The organism is Testudinibacter crocodili, from assembly GCF_006228025.1.
In the GTDB taxonomy this organism is placed as follows: domain Bacteria; phylum Pseudomonadota; class Gammaproteobacteria; order Enterobacterales; family Pasteurellaceae; genus Chelonobacter.
The window spans coordinates 1-15483 of sequence record NZ_VDHF01000132.1; the positions used below are offsets into that span (position 1 = coordinate 1).

Sequence of the window (15483 nt, forward strand, 5' to 3'; positions counted from 1 at the left end):
AGCTATAGACTATTTTTCGCCACTCTTTTTGCAAATAAATAAGGCAAAAATTGTGAGGTTTAGTGATTCTAAACGAACGACTTTTAACGCCGCTGTAGTAGCAAAAAGTAGTGGCGAAAAATAGTCATAGTCCTGCGGATTGTGTTTAAAATATAAACAAAGATCAACAGACCCTAAAACCCTTAGAAATACTCGCGCAATACTTCGGCAGCCTCCTCATCGCCCTGGGCGGCGGCTTGCTCGAAATAGGATTTAGCGCGGGCGTAGTCTTGTTTCACACCGAGTCCTTGGTAGTACATGATTGCGAGATTGTCTTGTGCCTCGGCAACTCCTTGCGCGACGGCTTGCTCGAAATAGGATTTAGCGCGGGCGTAGTCTCCTAGTTTTTGGAAATATACGACCCCGAGATTGTATTTCGCAACGGCAAATCCTTGCGCTGCGGCCTGTTCATAATAAGATTTGGCACGGGCGTAGTCTGTTTTGACCCCTAGTCCATTTTCATAGATGAACCCGAGATAGTTTTGTGCGTTGGCATTTCCTTGTGCGGCGGCCTGTTCGTAATAGAATTTGGCGCGCGCGTAGTCTGTTTTGCCCCCTAGTCCTTGTTGGTACATGTACCCGAGATTGTTTTGTGCCTCGTCATATCCTTGTTCAGCGGCTTGTTCGTAATAGAATTTGGCGAGGTCGTAGTCGCCATTTCTCTGGGCGGAAAGGCCTTGCTCTGTGATTTCCTCTGGTGTGGCGGCTGCTGCAGGCAGGGCGGCAAATAACAGGGTAAGTGCGGTCATCAGTGTGGCGCACAGACGTACAAATTGCTATGGGGGGTGTAATAGCATGCTATCTCCTTTGTGAAGTTGAGAGTAAATTACCTGTTGGCTCTATTTTCAATCATCTGTTCGGTAATATAATACTACTGATAGTGCAAGTTTGTAACTTGTGCTGAAAAAATAATAACGATTCTTAGGGGCTGTTGATCTTTTTTGATCTTTGTTTATCATTTGATCTATAGACACTTTTTGAAATAGGAATAACGATTGACACCGCTGAGCTGCTAAAAAATCTGGATAATCCTGAGTATGTGATTATCGACAGCCGCCACGACAGTCTGTATAACGGCTTCAAAAGTGCAAATGCGATTCGTGGTGGGTACATCAAAGGCGCAATCCAATTCAGCACCACTTGGTTGGACAATATTTCGGCTGATCGATTTGAGGCATTTGCCGCCGATAAGGGGATCAGCAAAGATCAACAGCCCTAGTGTTTTATGACGATAATCTCGATGATTTGCAGCGAATTAGCGCCGAATTTGCAGCAAAAGGCTACAAAGTGCGGTTGCTACAATAGGGAACCGATAAATACAGGAGTAAACATCATGGCACAACAAATACAACAGGTCTTAGATTTCTGGTTTGATCAAAAAAACCAGCCGTATTGGTTTGTGAAAAGTGAGGAATTTGATCAGCAAATCAGGCGCAAGTTTAGTGAATTATGGCAAGCAGTGGTCAATAATCAATGTTTGATCTGGCGTGACTCCATTTATGGACGTTTAGCGGAAATCATCGTGCTGGATCAATTTTCGCGTAATTTGCATCGCGATAGCCCACTTGCCTTTGCGCAAGATGAGCGAGCGTTGCAATTGGCACGGGAAAGCGTGCAATTGGCGGCTTATGCCGAGTTAAATCTGCAACAACGCCAATTTTTACTGCTGCCCTATATGCACAGTGAATCTAGAACTGTGCAGGCGGAAGGGATGCCACTGTTTGCAGCGCTGAATAATCCGCTGGTATTGGATTTTGCCGAGCAGCATAAGGTAATAATCGATCGCTTCGGACGTTTTCCCCACCGCAATTTCGTTTTAAACAGAGAAAGCAGTGCGCAAGAGCAGGCGTTTTTGCAGCAACCGGGTTCGTCATTTTAAGCTTCCAACTTACTCAGCAGCACGCTTTAAAACAGCGCTCAGCTTTTCAATACGTGCTGCCAAGCTTGGTAAGGACGAAGATAGCTATATCACATGTTTTTTAATTCAGATCTCAACAGCCCCTAATAATGAAGAAAACAGTGATTAGTTTCACAAAACAATGATAATGAGATTTGCGAGTAACGTTTTTTTTGCTAATTTTTAATAATTATTTAACAAAGAGGCGCTACCATGCAATTTCATCTCGCTAAACATTACCCCCCGTCACGTCAAAATATCAGTAAACACTATCGAATTAATGAAAAAGACGCCGTCGATGCATTACAAAAAACCTTAATTTTTAGTACCGAACAGCAAGCGCGGATCACGCAAAACGGTATTGATTTGATTAATCGTGTGCGTAATATCAAGAAAAAAGAGTACGGCGTAGATGCGCTGATGAAAGAGTTTTCCTTAGGCGACGAAGAAGGCATTGCATTGATGTGTTTGGCGGAAGCCTTGCTACGAATTCCCGACAATCAAACCCGTGACGAATTGATTCACGATAAATTAAAAGAGGGGGATTGGCGTGCGCATATCGGCAAATCCTCCTCTTTTTTCATTAATGCCGCCAGCTACGGGCTGCTACTTGGTAAAAATTTGAGCCGCTCTTTTGATCCGGAGACGCTGTCCAGCGCTTTGACCCGCAGCTTCGCCCGTTTTTCTGCACCGATGATGAGATTGGCGATGGTGCAGGCGATGAAAGTGCTGGGGGAGCAGTTTGTCACTGGCATTAATATTCAAGAGGCGTTAAACCGCACCAAAAAACGTACGGAGAAAGGATACAGTTTTTCTTTCGATATGCTGGGCGAAGCAGCGCTGACCCAAGTGGATGCGGAACGCTACTTTCAAGACTACTTAACCGCGATCGAAACCGTCGGCAAAGCAGCACATAGCGATATTTATCGCGCGAACAGTGTTTCGGTTAAGCTATCGGCGATTCATCCCCGTTACAGCCGTGCACAATATGATCGGGTGATGGCGGAGCTTTATCCCAAACTGAAACGACTATACCTGTTGGCAAAGCAGTATAACATCAGCGTGAATATCGATGCCGAGGAGGCAAGCCGGCTGGAGTTGTCGTTGGATTTGGTCGAAAAACTACTCGATGAACCGGAGCTGAAAGGCTATCGAGGCATCGGTTTTGTGGTGCAGGCGTATTCTAAACGTTGCCCTTATGTGATCGATTATCTGATTGCGCTGGCGAGGGAAAAATCGGCGTATTTAATGATCCGTCTGGTAAAAGGGGCGTATTGGGACAGTGAAATTAAATGGGCGCAAGCCGACGGCTTGGACGGATTTCCGCTTTATACTCGAAAAAACCACACTGATATTGCCTATTTGGCTTGTGCGCAGAAATTGCTGGCGGCGCAAGATGTGGTTTATCCGCAGTTTGCGACCCACAACGTACAAACACTGTGTACGATTTACGAATTGGGGCGTGATAAACTGTATGAATTTCAATGTCTGCACGGCATGGGCGAAACCTTATATGACCAACTGATCGACGGGCAAGATTTCAACCGCCTGGTTCGAGTTTATGCCCCAGTCGGTACGCACGAAACCTTACTGGCGTATTTGGTGCGCCGTTTGCTGGAAAACGGGGCGAACTCTTCGTTTGTGCACCAATTGGTCGACGAAAGCATACCGGCAGCACAATTGATGACACCGCCTTGGCAACATTACGCCGCTTCGCAAGGAGAGCAAAACAGGGCGGTGCGTGCGCCGACGACGCTGTTTGCCGATCGGCTCAACTCGTCGGGTTTTGATCTCACCAATGAATTAGAATTGGATAAATTGGAGCAGGCACTTAATCAAGCGCAGATTGCCAACGCAAGATCGCTATTGGCGGTGGACGATGCAGCTAGCCATTTAACGCCACATCCGGTGCGTAATCCGGCAGATCTGAATCAAGTGGTTGCCGAGGTGGCGTTTTTCGCCCGCGATCAGCTCGAACCGGTCTTCAGCGCCGCCCGCCAGAGCGAATGGCAAGCACAAAGTGCGGTACGACGTGCGCAGATTTTGCGCAGAACGGCGGATTTGTATCAGCAACATCACGGTTTATTGATGAAGCTGGCTGTTTTGGAGGCAGGTAAAACCTTGCCGAATGCCATTGCTGAACTGCGTGAAGCCATTGATTTCTTGCGTTATTACGCCGCCCAGTTAGACGATTTGCAGCAACGCGGTAGACTGGCGCCAGCAAGAGGAACCGCACTTTGTATTTCGCCGTGGAATTTTCCGTTGGCAATTTTTACCGGGCAAATTGCTGCCGCTCTTGCCGCCGGTAATGCGGTAATCGCCAAACCGGCGGAGCAAACGTCTTTAATTGCGTATGCCGCAGTCAACTTGTTCTATCAATCCGGTTTACCACGCAGCGCCTTGCAGTTGATCTTGGGTGCAGGCGATGTCGGCGCATCGTTGGTCAAGCTACCGTTTGATGCCATCGTATTCACCGGCTCGACCGACGTCGCCAAACTGATTGCTGAGCAGTGCGCCCAAGCCGAAAACGAACCGGTGCTAATCGCCGAAACCGGCGGACAAAATGTGTTAGTGGTGGACTCGTCGGCGTTATCGGAGCAAGTGGTGGCGGACGTGCTGAGTTCGGCTTTCGACTCTGCCGGACAGCGTTGTTCCGCATTGCGCGTGCTATTGTTGCAGCAAGAAGTGGCGGATAAACTCTATACTATGTTGGCGCAGGCGTTGCAAGAATTGACACTGGGCAATCCTGCCCTGCTGGCGACCGATATCGGACCGGTGATCGATGAGGAAGCCAAGCAAAATCTGTTGGCACACAAAGCTAAAATGCGTGGGCTTGCACGCCGTTATATCGAATTGGAAAGTGCGGACAAAATCGAAACGCAGGCACAAGGTCACTATGTCGCACCGGCGATTTACCTGCTGGATAATTTGCAGCAGTTGCAACGGGAAGTGTTCGGACCGATTTTACATATCGTGCCTTACCGCAAGGAACAGTTGGCGCAGCAGTTGCAGGCGGTGAATGCAAAAGGATATGCGTTGACCGGCGGTTGCCACAGCCGGATCCGCAAGCAGATTGATTTTGTCGAAAGTCATCTCAAGTGCGGTAATTTTTATGTAAACCGTAACATTGTCGGTGCAGTGGTTGGCGTGCAGCCGTTCGGTGGACACGGCTTGTCCGGCACCGGCCCGAAAGCCGGCGGCGAATTTTACTTGCAGCGCCTGACCCGCACAACCGATTACTACAGCCGCTTCGGTGATGAAAAAACCTTGCCTCATGCAAAACCGCAACTCGACAGTATTACCGGCGAAGAAAATACGCTGGCGTATTTTAGCGGCGAGGTGGCGATTTTAAACGGTGATACTCAAGCAGCGCAACAGGCGGCAGAGAGGCTACGGGCGCACGGGTTCTCGATTGTGGTCGAGCCGTCACATCCGTTGGCGCAAACGCAAGCAAGCGGCGTGCGAATTGCCACGCAGTGGCAAGCTTGTCAAAAAGGCGTGTTTTTAGCGCCGTTGAGCGCCGCAGACCGCTTGGCTTTACAGCAAAGCCGTGATGCGATTTTTAAATGTTATGATTGGCAACAAACACAGGATATTATGCCGCTTTACGATGAATTTTCGCGCAGTGAAAACACCACCGCAGCCGGTGGAAATGCCTCTTTAATGGCAACACAAGAACAATAATCTTATATCAACAGCCCCTATAGGAAGAACCATGCAAAACTATCAAATTTATATTACGTTCGGGTTATATCTGCTGATTATTTTGGGGATAGGCGTTTATGCTTACCGCTCTACCCAAAATTTTGACGACTACATTTTAGGCGGACGCAAAATGGGCAGTTTCGTCACAGCAATGTCCGCCGGCGCTTCCGATATGTCCGGTTGGCTGCTGATGGGCTTACCTGGGGCGATCTTTTTATCCGGACTATCGGAGGCTTGGATCGCCGTCGGTTTGACCATCGGTGCTTATTTTAATTATCGGGTGGTGGCAGCCCGCTTGCGGATTTTCACCGAAAAATATAAAAATGCGCTCACTTTACCGGAATTTTTTGCCCAGCGTTTTCCACAACAAAAGAAAGCACTGAAAATCATCTCCTCTTCGATTATTCTGTTTTTCTTCACTATCTATTGCGCTTCCGGTGTCGTTGCCGGTGCAAAATTATTTCAAAGTCTGCTGGGGCTGGATTATTCGACCGCACTTTGGCTGGGCGCGTTGGCAACCATCACCTACACCTTTATCGGTGGCTATCTGGCGGTCTCTTGGAGCGATACCATTCAAGCCACGCTAATGATTTTTGCTCTCTTGCTGGCGCCGGTGATGGTGCTGCTGCATCTAACCTGGGAAGACATCAATTTGGCATTAACCGCAAAATCGGAAATGACCGGTATTCCATACGCCAACTGGCTGCACAATGTGTCCGGCATCGGCGTGATCTCAGCGCTGGCTTGGGGTTTGGGCTATTTCGGACAGCCGCATATTCTAGCCCGTTTCATGGCGGCAGATTCGGTGCAATCGTTACAAAATGCGCGCAAAATTGGGATTACTTGGATGTTTTTATGTCTTGGCGGTGCGGTGGCGGTCGGTTATTTCGGTTTGGCCTATTTTAGTGCCAATCAAATCCCGTTAGATAATGCCGAATCAGTGTTTATTGAATTATCCCGTTTAATGTTTAATCCTTGGATTGTCGGCATTGTGCTGTCTGCTATTTTGGCGGCGGTGATGAGTACCTTATCCGCACAATTACTGATGTGTTCCGCTGCGGTAACGGAAGATTTCTATAAAGGTTTTCTGCGCAAAACCGCTTCCAGCCATGAGCTGGTCTGGGTCGGGCGCTTTATGGTCTTGGTGATTTCCGCCGTTGCGATTCTTATCGCCCAAGATCCCTCTTCCGGTGTGATGAAGCTGGTGTCTTATGCCTGGGCAGGGTTCGGCGCCGCATTCGGGCCAGTGGTAATTTTATCGCTGTTTAACCGCAATATCACCTCATCAGCTGCTCTGTGGGGCATGCTTTGCGGCGCAGTGACGGTGGTGGTGTGGAGTCCGTTAATGCAGTATCTTGGTTGGGCGGATTTGGCGAAATTGTATGAAATTATTCCAGGCTTTTTAATCTGCTCTTTCATCACCATTACCTCATCGCTGTTTTCTGCAGAAGATAGCGCAGTCGCCGAACAATTTGATCAAGCGTTGGCAGAGTTTAAGCTGCGTTCGAAAGGCTAGGACGTGCCATCATTTCATGTTACCCGGTAAAATCCCTTGAAACAGCTCACGGCTTTTCAAGGGTTGGCTGCCGAGATAAGGTTTCAGCGCCATACGGGTAAAGCGTTTAGCAGCTTGCAGGATATGTTTTTGTTCGGTGCCCAGTTTGTCGAATGCTAAGCTAGCGAAGATCAGCAGTTCATCACCGTAAAAGGTTTGGTTGTTTTTGAGCAGCGAGGCGATAAAGCCCTGTTCAGCACGGTATTGATAACTCATCTGCGGCTCAACCGGCAAGCCCGAACCGGCGCAATGCAGGAAATCCACACCATAACCGAGCGTTTGCAGCAGCTGAAATTCAAATTTGCGTAAGCATGGTTCAACGGATGTCTGAACCGCACTTTCATTGCTGGCATGGCAAGTGGCAAGTGCTGTCAGGCAGTGTAGGTAATCCTGAAACAGTTGCGGATAAGGCGTTTCGTTTTCGATCACACGGCAGACTAACTCATTGATATAAAAAGCGCTGTAAAGTGCGGTATGCGCCAACGGCAAGGCAAGCGAAATCGCCTCAGCTTTGGTCAAAATCTTCAAATCGCCTTTTCCGCTCCAGCGCAACAACAATGGTGTAAACGGCTGCAACAGACTTTTCAACGCCGAACGCTTTGCCCGAGCGCCTTTCGCTAACACCGTCAAACGTCCGCCCTCTTCGGTGAAAAGATCGACTAACAGACTGGTTTCATTATAGGGTCTGCGGTGTAACACAAACCCACGCTGCCACGCTTCGATAATTGTTGTCCTTTTAAATTAACCGATGTTGATTTTAGGCATTCAGTTTACTAAAAAGTGCGGTCAGGGAAAATACAGGATTAATCATATTGTACTTTGATTAACACTTTTTCCTGAATTGAACGCTTAGCTGCCACCGCAACGCAAACGGCTCGCGCAGGGCTGTCATGCAAAACGCTATGCTGTTGCCCTTGCAAATGCTGCAACACGCTTAGTGCTTCAATTTCTACTGCACGGCTCAGCCAAAACGGACAGAGTTCATTAATTTGATTGTATTTCTGCGTACTTTTTCCGTTTTCGCGCAACGACAAATCCGCTTCAAATTCATCGTATAAATTAAACTGCTGGCGACGTCCGTCGGCAAATGACAGTGTGAGCGTTGAGGTAAAGAAATTCACCACCAACGATCCCAATTCGCCGTGAATCGAAATGCCCCATTCATGCAGACGGTAAGCCGTGCCCATTTCCAACGAGCCAAAAACACCGTTTTTAAATTGCAGCAACAGTTGAATAATATCATGGTTATCCGGCGTGTCTGAATGAGCGCGATTGGTGGATTGCGCATAAACCGAGTCGACTTCGCCCAACAACCAACACAATAAATCCAGTTCGTGAATTTCATGCAGCAATTTGCCGCCGGTTAATTTGATATCATTTTTCCACCAGTTTTTATCCCGCGCCGAATCAATCCAGCGCTGGCGGTTGGCTCTGGCAACTGTGATTTTTCCCAGCGCCTGCTGTTCAATCAATTGTTTCGCTTTGAGCAAGCCCGGTAAAGCACGCAACACATGCCCGATAAATACTGGTTTATCGGTCTGCGCAGCCAGGGTCAAAATTTGGTGGCAATCTTCTGCTTCAGTGGCAAACGGTGTTTCGATAAAAACCGCACAGCCGGCTTGTAAAGCCTGCTCAGCAACTTGACGGTGCGCATAGTTGTAGGTAGCGATTAATACGAGATCTGGCTTACTTTGTTGCAACATATCAGCGACATCAAGGTAAACTGTAGTATTTAATGAAGTCGCTAAATCAACTGCCTGTTGATGGTGTATATCTTGTACTCCGACCAGTTCAGCGCCATTTTTTTGAAAGCCATAAGCCAATTGCTGACCAAAAAAACCACAGCCGATCAGCGCAACTTTGATTGAATTCATTGAAGGTGTTCTCCTTGTTAAACGGTGGCGGTTAAACGTCTGCGGATCCCTTGAAAATAGACCAGAATCGCATGTTGAGTGCGCTCCAAGTCGCGCGCCTCGATGGCATCAACCCAGTCACGATATTGCATGGCAAGTGCGGTCGGGGTGATATTATTCGGTGGTAATTCGTGATCCAGCAATTGATAAATCTGCCAAAAAGCGTCCAAATATTGCAGCAGCAATTGATTTTCGGTTGAGCGGTAGATCAGGAGGTGAACTTGTTGCTCCTCTTCCACAGAAAATTGGGCATCGCGAGCATTCTGTTCTATTGTGGCGACAATCTGTTGCAACTGTTCAACCGCTTGATCGCTTATTTTTGCCAGGGCAAGTGGCGCAAAACCATATTGCAAAATCTCGCGTACATCCAAAATATCCAGCAAGCACTTCAAATCATTTTGTAAATGCAATTGTGCATGAAATGCCAAGCCACGAATCATCGGCACCAGAGAAGATTCGCCGACAAAGGTTCCGATCCCGTGATGAATATCCAAAATATGCAGTGCTTCTAATGACTTAATTGCTTCACGTAGGCTAGAACGGCTAACCCCCAAAAGCTCAATCAATTCATTTTCGGTCGGCATTAAACCGCCCGGTTTTAGATTTTTTTCTAAAATCAGCGATTTAATTTTCTCTTGCAGCTCCAAAGTTGCCACTTTTTTGGTTAATTTCTTCATTTTTATCATTTTGTGATCTTCATCACGGTTATTTATTCAAAGATAGGACATCATATGTCTATCCCGTTTTAGATATATGATGTCTTATGTTTATAGCATCATATTAAATCATATTTCTGCCGTTGTCAGAAAAATCTTCACTACATGACCGAAGGAAACCAAGATGGCTACTTTATCACTACGTCATATTTTTAAACGTTACACCAACGGTTTTGAAGCCGTACAAGACTTTAATTTGGAAGTCGCAGACAAAGAATTTATCGCGCTAGTCGGCCCTTCAGGCTGCGGAAAATCAACAACATTGCGCATGGTCGCCGGGTTGGAAAGTATCTCTGATGGCGAGTTTTATATTGATGATCGGCTAATGAATGATATTGAACCGAAAGATCGTGATATTGCTATGGTGTTCCAGTCATATGCGCTGTATCCGCATATGAGTGTGTATGAAAATATGGCGTTTGCCTTGAAGTTGCGCAAAATGGACAGTGCTGAAATCGATCGCAAGGTTAAAGAAGCCGCCAAAATTTTAGGATTAGACGAGTTATTAAATCGCAAGCCAAAAGCCTTGTCCGGCGGTCAGCGGCAACGGGTGGCGCTTGGCAGAACCATTGTGCGTTCGCCAAAAGTGTTTTTGATGGACGAACCGCTGTCTAACCTCGATGCTAAATTACGCAGCAATATGCGTGCCGAAATTATTCGGATTCATAAAACCTTGAATGCCACCACCGTGTACGTAACGCACGATCAAACCGAAGCAATGACAATGGCGGATAGAATTGTGGTGATGAGCGGCGGTGTGGTCAAACAAATCGGCTCACCGAAAGCCATTTATGATCACCCTGACAATCTGTTTGTCGCCGGTTTTATCGGCGCACCAACCATGAATTTCCTGCACGGGAAAATTGAAAACGGCTTTTTTGTTACCGCCGATAACTATCAGCTCAGCATTCCTGACGAGGCTTATCAACAACTAGAGCGCCAAAGTGCGGTCGGCAAAGCGGTCATTTTAGGGATTCGCCCGGAAAATATTTCGAACGAACCACTGTTATTGGGTTCGTATCAAAAAGCGATGATTACCGCACCGGTCAATGTGGCAGAACTACTGGGCGCCGAATACATTGTTCACACCAGTTTGGGCGAGCAACCGATTAAAGCGATTGTACACTCCAGACAACAAATCAAAATGGATGAAAAAATCAGTCTGGCATTTGATATGAAACGGGCGCATTTTTTTGATCCGCAAACAGAGCAATCGCTCTTATAACCCCTGTAACGAGCTATTCATAAGGAGCATAATATGAAATTCAGAAAAATAATGACAGCAGCAGCTTCATTGGTGTTGGGCGCTTTTGTCTTAAGCGGTTGCGATGACAACAAAACAGCAAATACGGCTGCCCCTACAGCAACTAACGGCGAATTAGCCGGTAATATTACCGTGTGGCACTCGTTCACGCAAGGCCCGCGCCTGGAAGTGATTCAAGCGGCAGCCAATGATTTTATGCAACAACATCCGCAAGTTAAAATCAAGATTGAAACCTTTTCTTGGAATGACTTTTACACCAAATGGACAACCGGTCTGGCGTCCGGTAATGTGCCGGATATGAGCACTGCCCTGCCAAATCAAGTGGTGGAGATGATTAATGTTGGCGCCTTGCAACCCATCAATGATGTCATTGATACCCTGGGACGGGATAAATTCTCGGCTGCCGCCATTAACGAAGGTACGGTCGATAACCAAAATTACTCTCTTCCATTGTATTCCCATGCGCAAGTGATGTGGATTCGTAAAGATTTGTTGGCACAAAATAATTTAACAGTACCAAAAACCTGGGATGAATTGTATCAAACGGCTAAATTACTGACCAAAGACGGTGTTTACGGGCTGTCGGTGCCAATGGGAACCAATGATTTTATGGCAACCCGCTTTTTGAATTTCTACGTCAAGAGCGGTGGCGGCAGCTTGCTGACTCCGGATCTAAAAGTAGATTTAACCAGCCCATTGGCACAGGACGGTATTAAATACTGGGTGAAAATGTATCAAGAAACCTCACCAAAAGATTCGATTAACTATAACGTGCTGCAACAAGCCACACTGTATTATCAAGGCAAAACCGCCTTTGACTTCAATTCCGGCTTCCAAATCGGTGGCGTAAAAGCGAATTCACCACAACTTTTGGAACAAATTGATGCTTACCCGATGCCGAAAATTAATGCAAATGACCCAGATTACGGTATTGAAACCTCGAATATTCCGCTCGTTGTCTGGAAAAGCAGTAAACACCCGGAAATCAGTAAAGCGTTTATTGAAACCTTATATCAAAAAGATCGCTATATTCAATTTTTAAGTTCGGTTCCGGTCGGAATGTTGCCGGCAGTCAGCGGTATTTCAGATGATCCTGCGTATAAAGGCAATCCAGTGATTCAACAATTTGCTCATGCAGAAAAAGTGATTGAAAGTGCGGTGCGCACCGGAACTGCAATCGGCTATGAACATGGTCCGAGTGTGCAAGGCGGATTGCTGACTAACCAACACATTATTGAAGCGATGTTCCAAGATATTGTGACACACGGTACCGATCCAATGGCTGCGGCACAAAAAGCAGAAAAACAACTGAACGAGTTGTTTGCAACAGTGACTGCAAAATAGACGCTCCGGGTCGAGGCGAGCTGCTGTTTGCTGGCTTCGACCCACCCTAATTCAATAACCCCGTTATTTCCGTGCTCTGTTTTAATGGAGAGGAGGTTACTTATGCTTCAAAAAAGCTATACCCGCTGGATTTTTGTGTTGCCGGCGATGCTGGTCGTCTCGGCGCTGTTTGTTTATCCGTTTCTTTCCAGCATTTTTTACAGCTTTACCAACAAAAATTTGATCATGCCCAACTACAGCTTTGTTGGCTTTGATAACTACCGTGCGGTGTTGATCGATCCGCAGTTTTGGTGGGCATTTTTCAACTCGATTAAATGGACAGTACTATCACTGGTCGGGCAAGTATTGGTCGGATTTGCCTTAGCAATTGCCTTGAATCGTATCCGCCATCTGCAGTGGCTATATAAAATTTTGCTGATTATTCCTTGGGCATTTCCAACCATTGTTATCGCCTTTTCTTGGCAATGGATTCTGAATGGGGTTTATGGCTACTTGCCAAATATGATCACCAAACTAGGGCTGATGGACATTGCACCTAGCTTCTTGTCCGACAGCTCTTGGGCATTTGTCAGTCTGGTATTCATCAACATCTGGTTTGGTGCGCCGTTGATCATGGTAAACGTTTTATCCGCTTTGCAAACCGTACCGGCAGAGCAATACGAAGCCGCCAAAATTGATGGTGCCAATGCTTGGCAGGTTTTTCGCCACATTACGTTACCGCACATTAAAGTGGTGATCGGCTTATTGGTGGTACTGAGAACCGTCTGGGTATTTAACAACTTCGATATTATTTATCTAATCACCGGTGGCGGTCCGGCGAACTCGACGATGACCATTCCAATTTATGCCTACAACATGGGCTGGGGCACTAAAATGCTGGGTCGTTCTTCGGCGGTTACGGTGCTGTTGTTTATCTTCCTGCTGCTAATCTGCTTTATCTACTTCAAAGTGATCAACCGCTGGGAAAAAGAAGGGGAATAAATGATGAAAAAGAAAAGCTCAATTTTTGGTGATATTATCTCGTATCTGTTTTTGACTGTCGCTACCATTATTGCGGTATTCCCATTGGTTTGGATCGTAATCTCCTCACTGAAAGGCAAAGGAGAATTAACCAGCGATCCGACGCGTTTCTGGCCGAAAGTATTAACCCTCGATTATTTCGATCATGTGATCAACGGCTTGAATTTTGCAGTGAACATTAAAAACAGCTTGCTGATTGCCCTGGTGACAACGTTTATCGCCATCGTTATTTCTTCGATGGCAGCCTACGGCATTGTGCGCTTCTTCCCTAAGTTGGGCGCAATCATGTCGAAATTGCTGATCACCACCTATATTTTTCCACCGATTTTATTGGCGATTCCTTATTCCATTGCCATGGCAAAAGTTGGATTAACCAACACTACTACCGGACTGATTATTGTCTATCTGTCGTTTAGTGTGCCTTATGCGGTTTGGCTATTAGTCGGCTTTTTCCGCACCGTACCGATAGAAATAGAAGAAGCCGCCCGTATTGACGGCGCCAATAAATTCACGGTGTTCTTTAAAATCGTACTGCCATTGGTCGCACCGGGCATTGTCGCCACCGCAATCTACACCTTTATCAATGCGTGGAACGAATTCTTATATGCCTTAATTCTGGTGAATGATACCAGCAAAATGACGGTTGCCGTTGCCCTGCGTTCATTAAACGGCGCAGAAATTTTAGATTGGGGCGATATGATGGCGGCATCGGTGCTGGTGGTTATTCCGTCCGTGATTTTCTTCTGCTTTATCCAAAACAAGATTGCGGGAGGATTGTCTGAAGGATCCGTCAAATAATCAAATTATTGCAAGTTAATGTATCAGTATTAAACCGTAATTCAATGTAAGGAGAGAACAAAATGATTAATTATGCTGTCATCGGCGTCGGCTATTTTGGGGCAGATTTGGCGCGCATTATGCAAGAAACCGAAGATGCCAAAATTACTGTGGTATACGACCCCGACAACGGTGAGACAATTGCTGCCGAATTGGGTTGTGATGCCGCATCCAGTTTAGAACAGGCGATTAACCGTGCCGATGTAGACTGTGTGATTGTAGCAACCCCAAACTATTTGCATAAAGAGCCGGTTATTTTAGCGGCAAAACATAAAAAGCACGTTTTTTGTGAAAAACCGATTGCCCTCAGTTACCAAGACTGTGACGAGATGGTGCGTGCCTGTGAGGAAAACGGTGTGATCTTTATGGCGGGACATATCATGAATTTTTTCAACGGTGTCCACCATGCCAAAGAACTGATTCAACAAGGGGTGATCGGCAAGGTGCTGTATTGCCACTCGGCTCGCAACGGTTGGGAAGAGCAACAACCTGCAATCTCTTGGAAAAAAATTCGTGAAAAATCCGGTGGACATCTGTATCACCACATTCATGAACTGGATTGTGTGCAGTTTATTATGGGCGGCGCACCGAAAACCGTCACCATGACTGCGGGCAATGTGGCACATCAAGGGGAAAGTTTCGGTGATGAAGACGACATGCTGTTCCTTAATCTAGAATTTGACGATAACCGATTTGCCTTGCTCGAATGGGGTTCGGCATTCCGCTGGGGCGAGCATTATGTGTTGATTCAAGGGGAAAAAGGCGCCATTAAACTCGACATGTACCATTGCGGTGGCACATTGCGCGTGAATGGGCAAGATTCACACTTTTTGATTCACGAAAGTCAGGAAGAAGATGACGACCGCACCCGTATTTATACCGGTGCCAGCATGGACGGCGCCATTCAATACGGTCAACCCGGCAAGCGAACACCATTATGGCTCAACACCGTAATGCGCAAAGAGATGAAATATCTCAATGATATTTTGCATGGAATGCAGCCCACTGAAGAGTTTGTCAAACTGCTGACTGGCGAAGCGGCACGGGCGGCAATTGCCACCGCAGACGCCTGCACCAAATCCCGCTATGAAAACCGTAAAGTTGCGGTAAGTGAGATTACCGGCGCATAACGCTGCTCATCAGCCAACTAAAATGGATGAGCTGTATTCAATTTGAGGTATAGTAGACAAAAT

The 15483-nt window shown here is 46.7% G+C and carries 13 protein-coding genes; 9 read left to right on the forward strand and 4 right to left on the reverse strand.

Translation table 11 applies throughout. The features are described 5' to 3' along the window. Window positions 1-182 precede the first annotated feature (182 nt). On the reverse strand, window positions 183-788 hold the full coding sequence (locus tag FHQ23_RS11675; protein WP_139614473.1) for a tetratricopeptide repeat protein: 606 nt from the start codon (window positions 786-788) through the stop codon (window positions 183-185). Between the two features lie 290 nt (window positions 789-1078). Between FHQ23_RS11675 and FHQ23_RS12705 the strand changes: the two genes are divergently transcribed. From FHQ23_RS12705 to putP, 4 genes are all read left to right on the forward strand, one after another. Then, entirely contained in the window at window positions 1079-1258 is a 180-nt protein-coding gene (locus tag FHQ23_RS12705; RefSeq protein ID WP_176552316.1) for a hypothetical protein, read from the forward strand. Window positions 1259-1372: 114 nt separating this feature from the next. Then, on the forward strand, window positions 1373-1918 hold the full coding sequence (locus FHQ23_RS11685) for a DUF924 family protein (protein WP_139614474.1): 546 nt from the start codon (window positions 1373-1375) through the stop codon (window positions 1916-1918). A gap of 231 nt (window positions 1919-2149) precedes the next feature. Then, complete coding sequence (putA, locus tag FHQ23_RS11690; protein ID WP_139614475.1) at window positions 2150-5620, forward strand: bifunctional proline dehydrogenase/L-glutamate gamma-semialdehyde dehydrogenase PutA; 3471 nt, start codon at window positions 2150-2152, stop codon at window positions 5618-5620. A 31-nt stretch (window positions 5621-5651) separates the two neighbouring features. Beyond that, window positions 5652-7157 carry a sodium/proline symporter PutP gene (gene putP / locus FHQ23_RS11695; RefSeq protein WP_139614476.1) on the forward strand — a complete coding sequence of 502 codons (1506 nt, stop codon included), beginning with the start codon at window positions 5652-5654 and terminating at the stop codon, window positions 7155-7157. Window positions 7158-7166: 9 nt separating this feature from the next. On the opposite strand, the gene recO is transcribed toward putP, so the two are convergent. The 3 genes from recO to FHQ23_RS11710 all read right to left on the reverse strand — a co-directional run bounded on the left by recO (window position 7167) and on the right by FHQ23_RS11710 (window position 9786). After that, the gene (gene recO / locus FHQ23_RS11700; RefSeq protein ID WP_139614477.1) at window positions 7167-7922 is read right to left on the reverse strand and encodes a DNA repair protein RecO; all 756 of its coding nucleotides are present in this window, start codon (window positions 7920-7922) and stop codon (window positions 7167-7169) included. A 77-nt stretch (window positions 7923-7999) separates the two neighbouring features. Then, complete coding sequence (locus FHQ23_RS11705; protein WP_139614478.1) at window positions 8000-9070, reverse strand: Gfo/Idh/MocA family protein; 1071 nt, start codon at window positions 9068-9070, stop codon at window positions 8000-8002. Window positions 9071-9087: 17 nt separating this feature from the next. Continuing rightward, window positions 9088-9786, reverse strand: a complete 699-nt coding sequence (locus FHQ23_RS11710; protein ID WP_139614479.1) for a FadR/GntR family transcriptional regulator — start codon at window positions 9784-9786, stop codon at window positions 9088-9090. A gap of 163 nt (window positions 9787-9949) precedes the next feature. Between FHQ23_RS11710 and FHQ23_RS11715 the strand changes: the two genes are divergently transcribed. The 5 genes from FHQ23_RS11715 (at window position 9950) to FHQ23_RS11735 (ending at window position 15420) form a co-directional block, all read left to right on the forward strand. After that, entirely contained in the window at window positions 9950-11050 is a 1101-nt protein-coding gene (locus tag FHQ23_RS11715) for an ABC transporter ATP-binding protein (protein ID WP_139614480.1), read from the forward strand. 33 nt (window positions 11051-11083) lie between these two features. Then, a complete protein-coding gene (locus FHQ23_RS11720; RefSeq protein ID WP_139614481.1) occupies window positions 11084-12433 on the forward strand; it encodes an ABC transporter substrate-binding protein in 1350 nt (449 codons plus the stop codon). Between the two features lie 102 nt (window positions 12434-12535). Then, the gene (locus FHQ23_RS11725; RefSeq protein WP_139614482.1) at window positions 12536-13414 is read left to right on the forward strand and encodes a carbohydrate ABC transporter permease; all 879 of its coding nucleotides are present in this window, start codon (window positions 12536-12538) and stop codon (window positions 13412-13414) included. Next, the gene (locus FHQ23_RS11730) at window positions 13415-14251 is read left to right on the forward strand and encodes a carbohydrate ABC transporter permease (protein ID WP_267963707.1); all 837 of its coding nucleotides are present in this window, start codon (window positions 13415-13417) and stop codon (window positions 14249-14251) included. 62 nt (window positions 14252-14313) lie between these two features. Continuing rightward, window positions 14314-15420 (forward strand): Gfo/Idh/MocA family protein, encoded by a 1107-nt coding sequence (locus tag FHQ23_RS11735; RefSeq protein ID WP_139614483.1) that lies wholly within the window; start codon window positions 14314-14316, stop codon window positions 15418-15420. Window positions 15421-15483 lie beyond the last annotated feature (63 nt).

What these genes read in the sequence shown, in the direction of transcription:
- FHQ23_RS11675 (WP_139614473.1), bottom strand. Translation starts at nt 788, where the DNA reads ATGACCGCACTTACCCTGTTATTTGCCGCCCTGCCTGCAGCAGCCGCC.
- FHQ23_RS11685 (WP_139614474.1), top strand. Translation starts at nt 1,373, where the DNA reads ATGGCACAACAAATACAACAGGTCTTAGATTTCTGGTTTGATCAAAAA.
- putA (WP_139614475.1), top strand. Translation starts at nt 2,150, where the DNA reads ATGCAATTTCATCTCGCTAAACATTACCCCCCGTCACGTCAAAATATC.
- putP (WP_139614476.1), top strand. Translation starts at nt 5,652, where the DNA reads ATGCAAAACTATCAAATTTATATTACGTTCGGGTTATATCTGCTGATT.
- FHQ23_RS11705 (WP_139614478.1), bottom strand. Translation starts at nt 9,070, where the DNA reads ATGAATTCAATCAAAGTTGCGCTGATCGGCTGTGGTTTTTTTGGTCAG.
- FHQ23_RS11710 (WP_139614479.1), bottom strand. Translation starts at nt 9,786, where the DNA reads ATGAAGAAATTAACCAAAAAAGTGGCAACTTTGGAGCTGCAAGAGAAA.
- FHQ23_RS11715 (WP_139614480.1), top strand. Translation starts at nt 9,950, where the DNA reads ATGGCTACTTTATCACTACGTCATATTTTTAAACGTTACACCAACGGT.
- FHQ23_RS11720 (WP_139614481.1), top strand. Translation starts at nt 11,084, where the DNA reads ATGAAATTCAGAAAAATAATGACAGCAGCAGCTTCATTGGTGTTGGGC.
- FHQ23_RS11725 (WP_139614482.1), top strand. Translation starts at nt 12,536, where the DNA reads ATGCTTCAAAAAAGCTATACCCGCTGGATTTTTGTGTTGCCGGCGATG.
- FHQ23_RS11730 (WP_267963707.1), top strand. Translation starts at nt 13,415, where the DNA reads ATGATGAAAAAGAAAAGCTCAATTTTTGGTGATATTATCTCGTATCTG.
- FHQ23_RS11735 (WP_139614483.1), top strand. Translation starts at nt 14,314, where the DNA reads ATGATTAATTATGCTGTCATCGGCGTCGGCTATTTTGGGGCAGATTTG.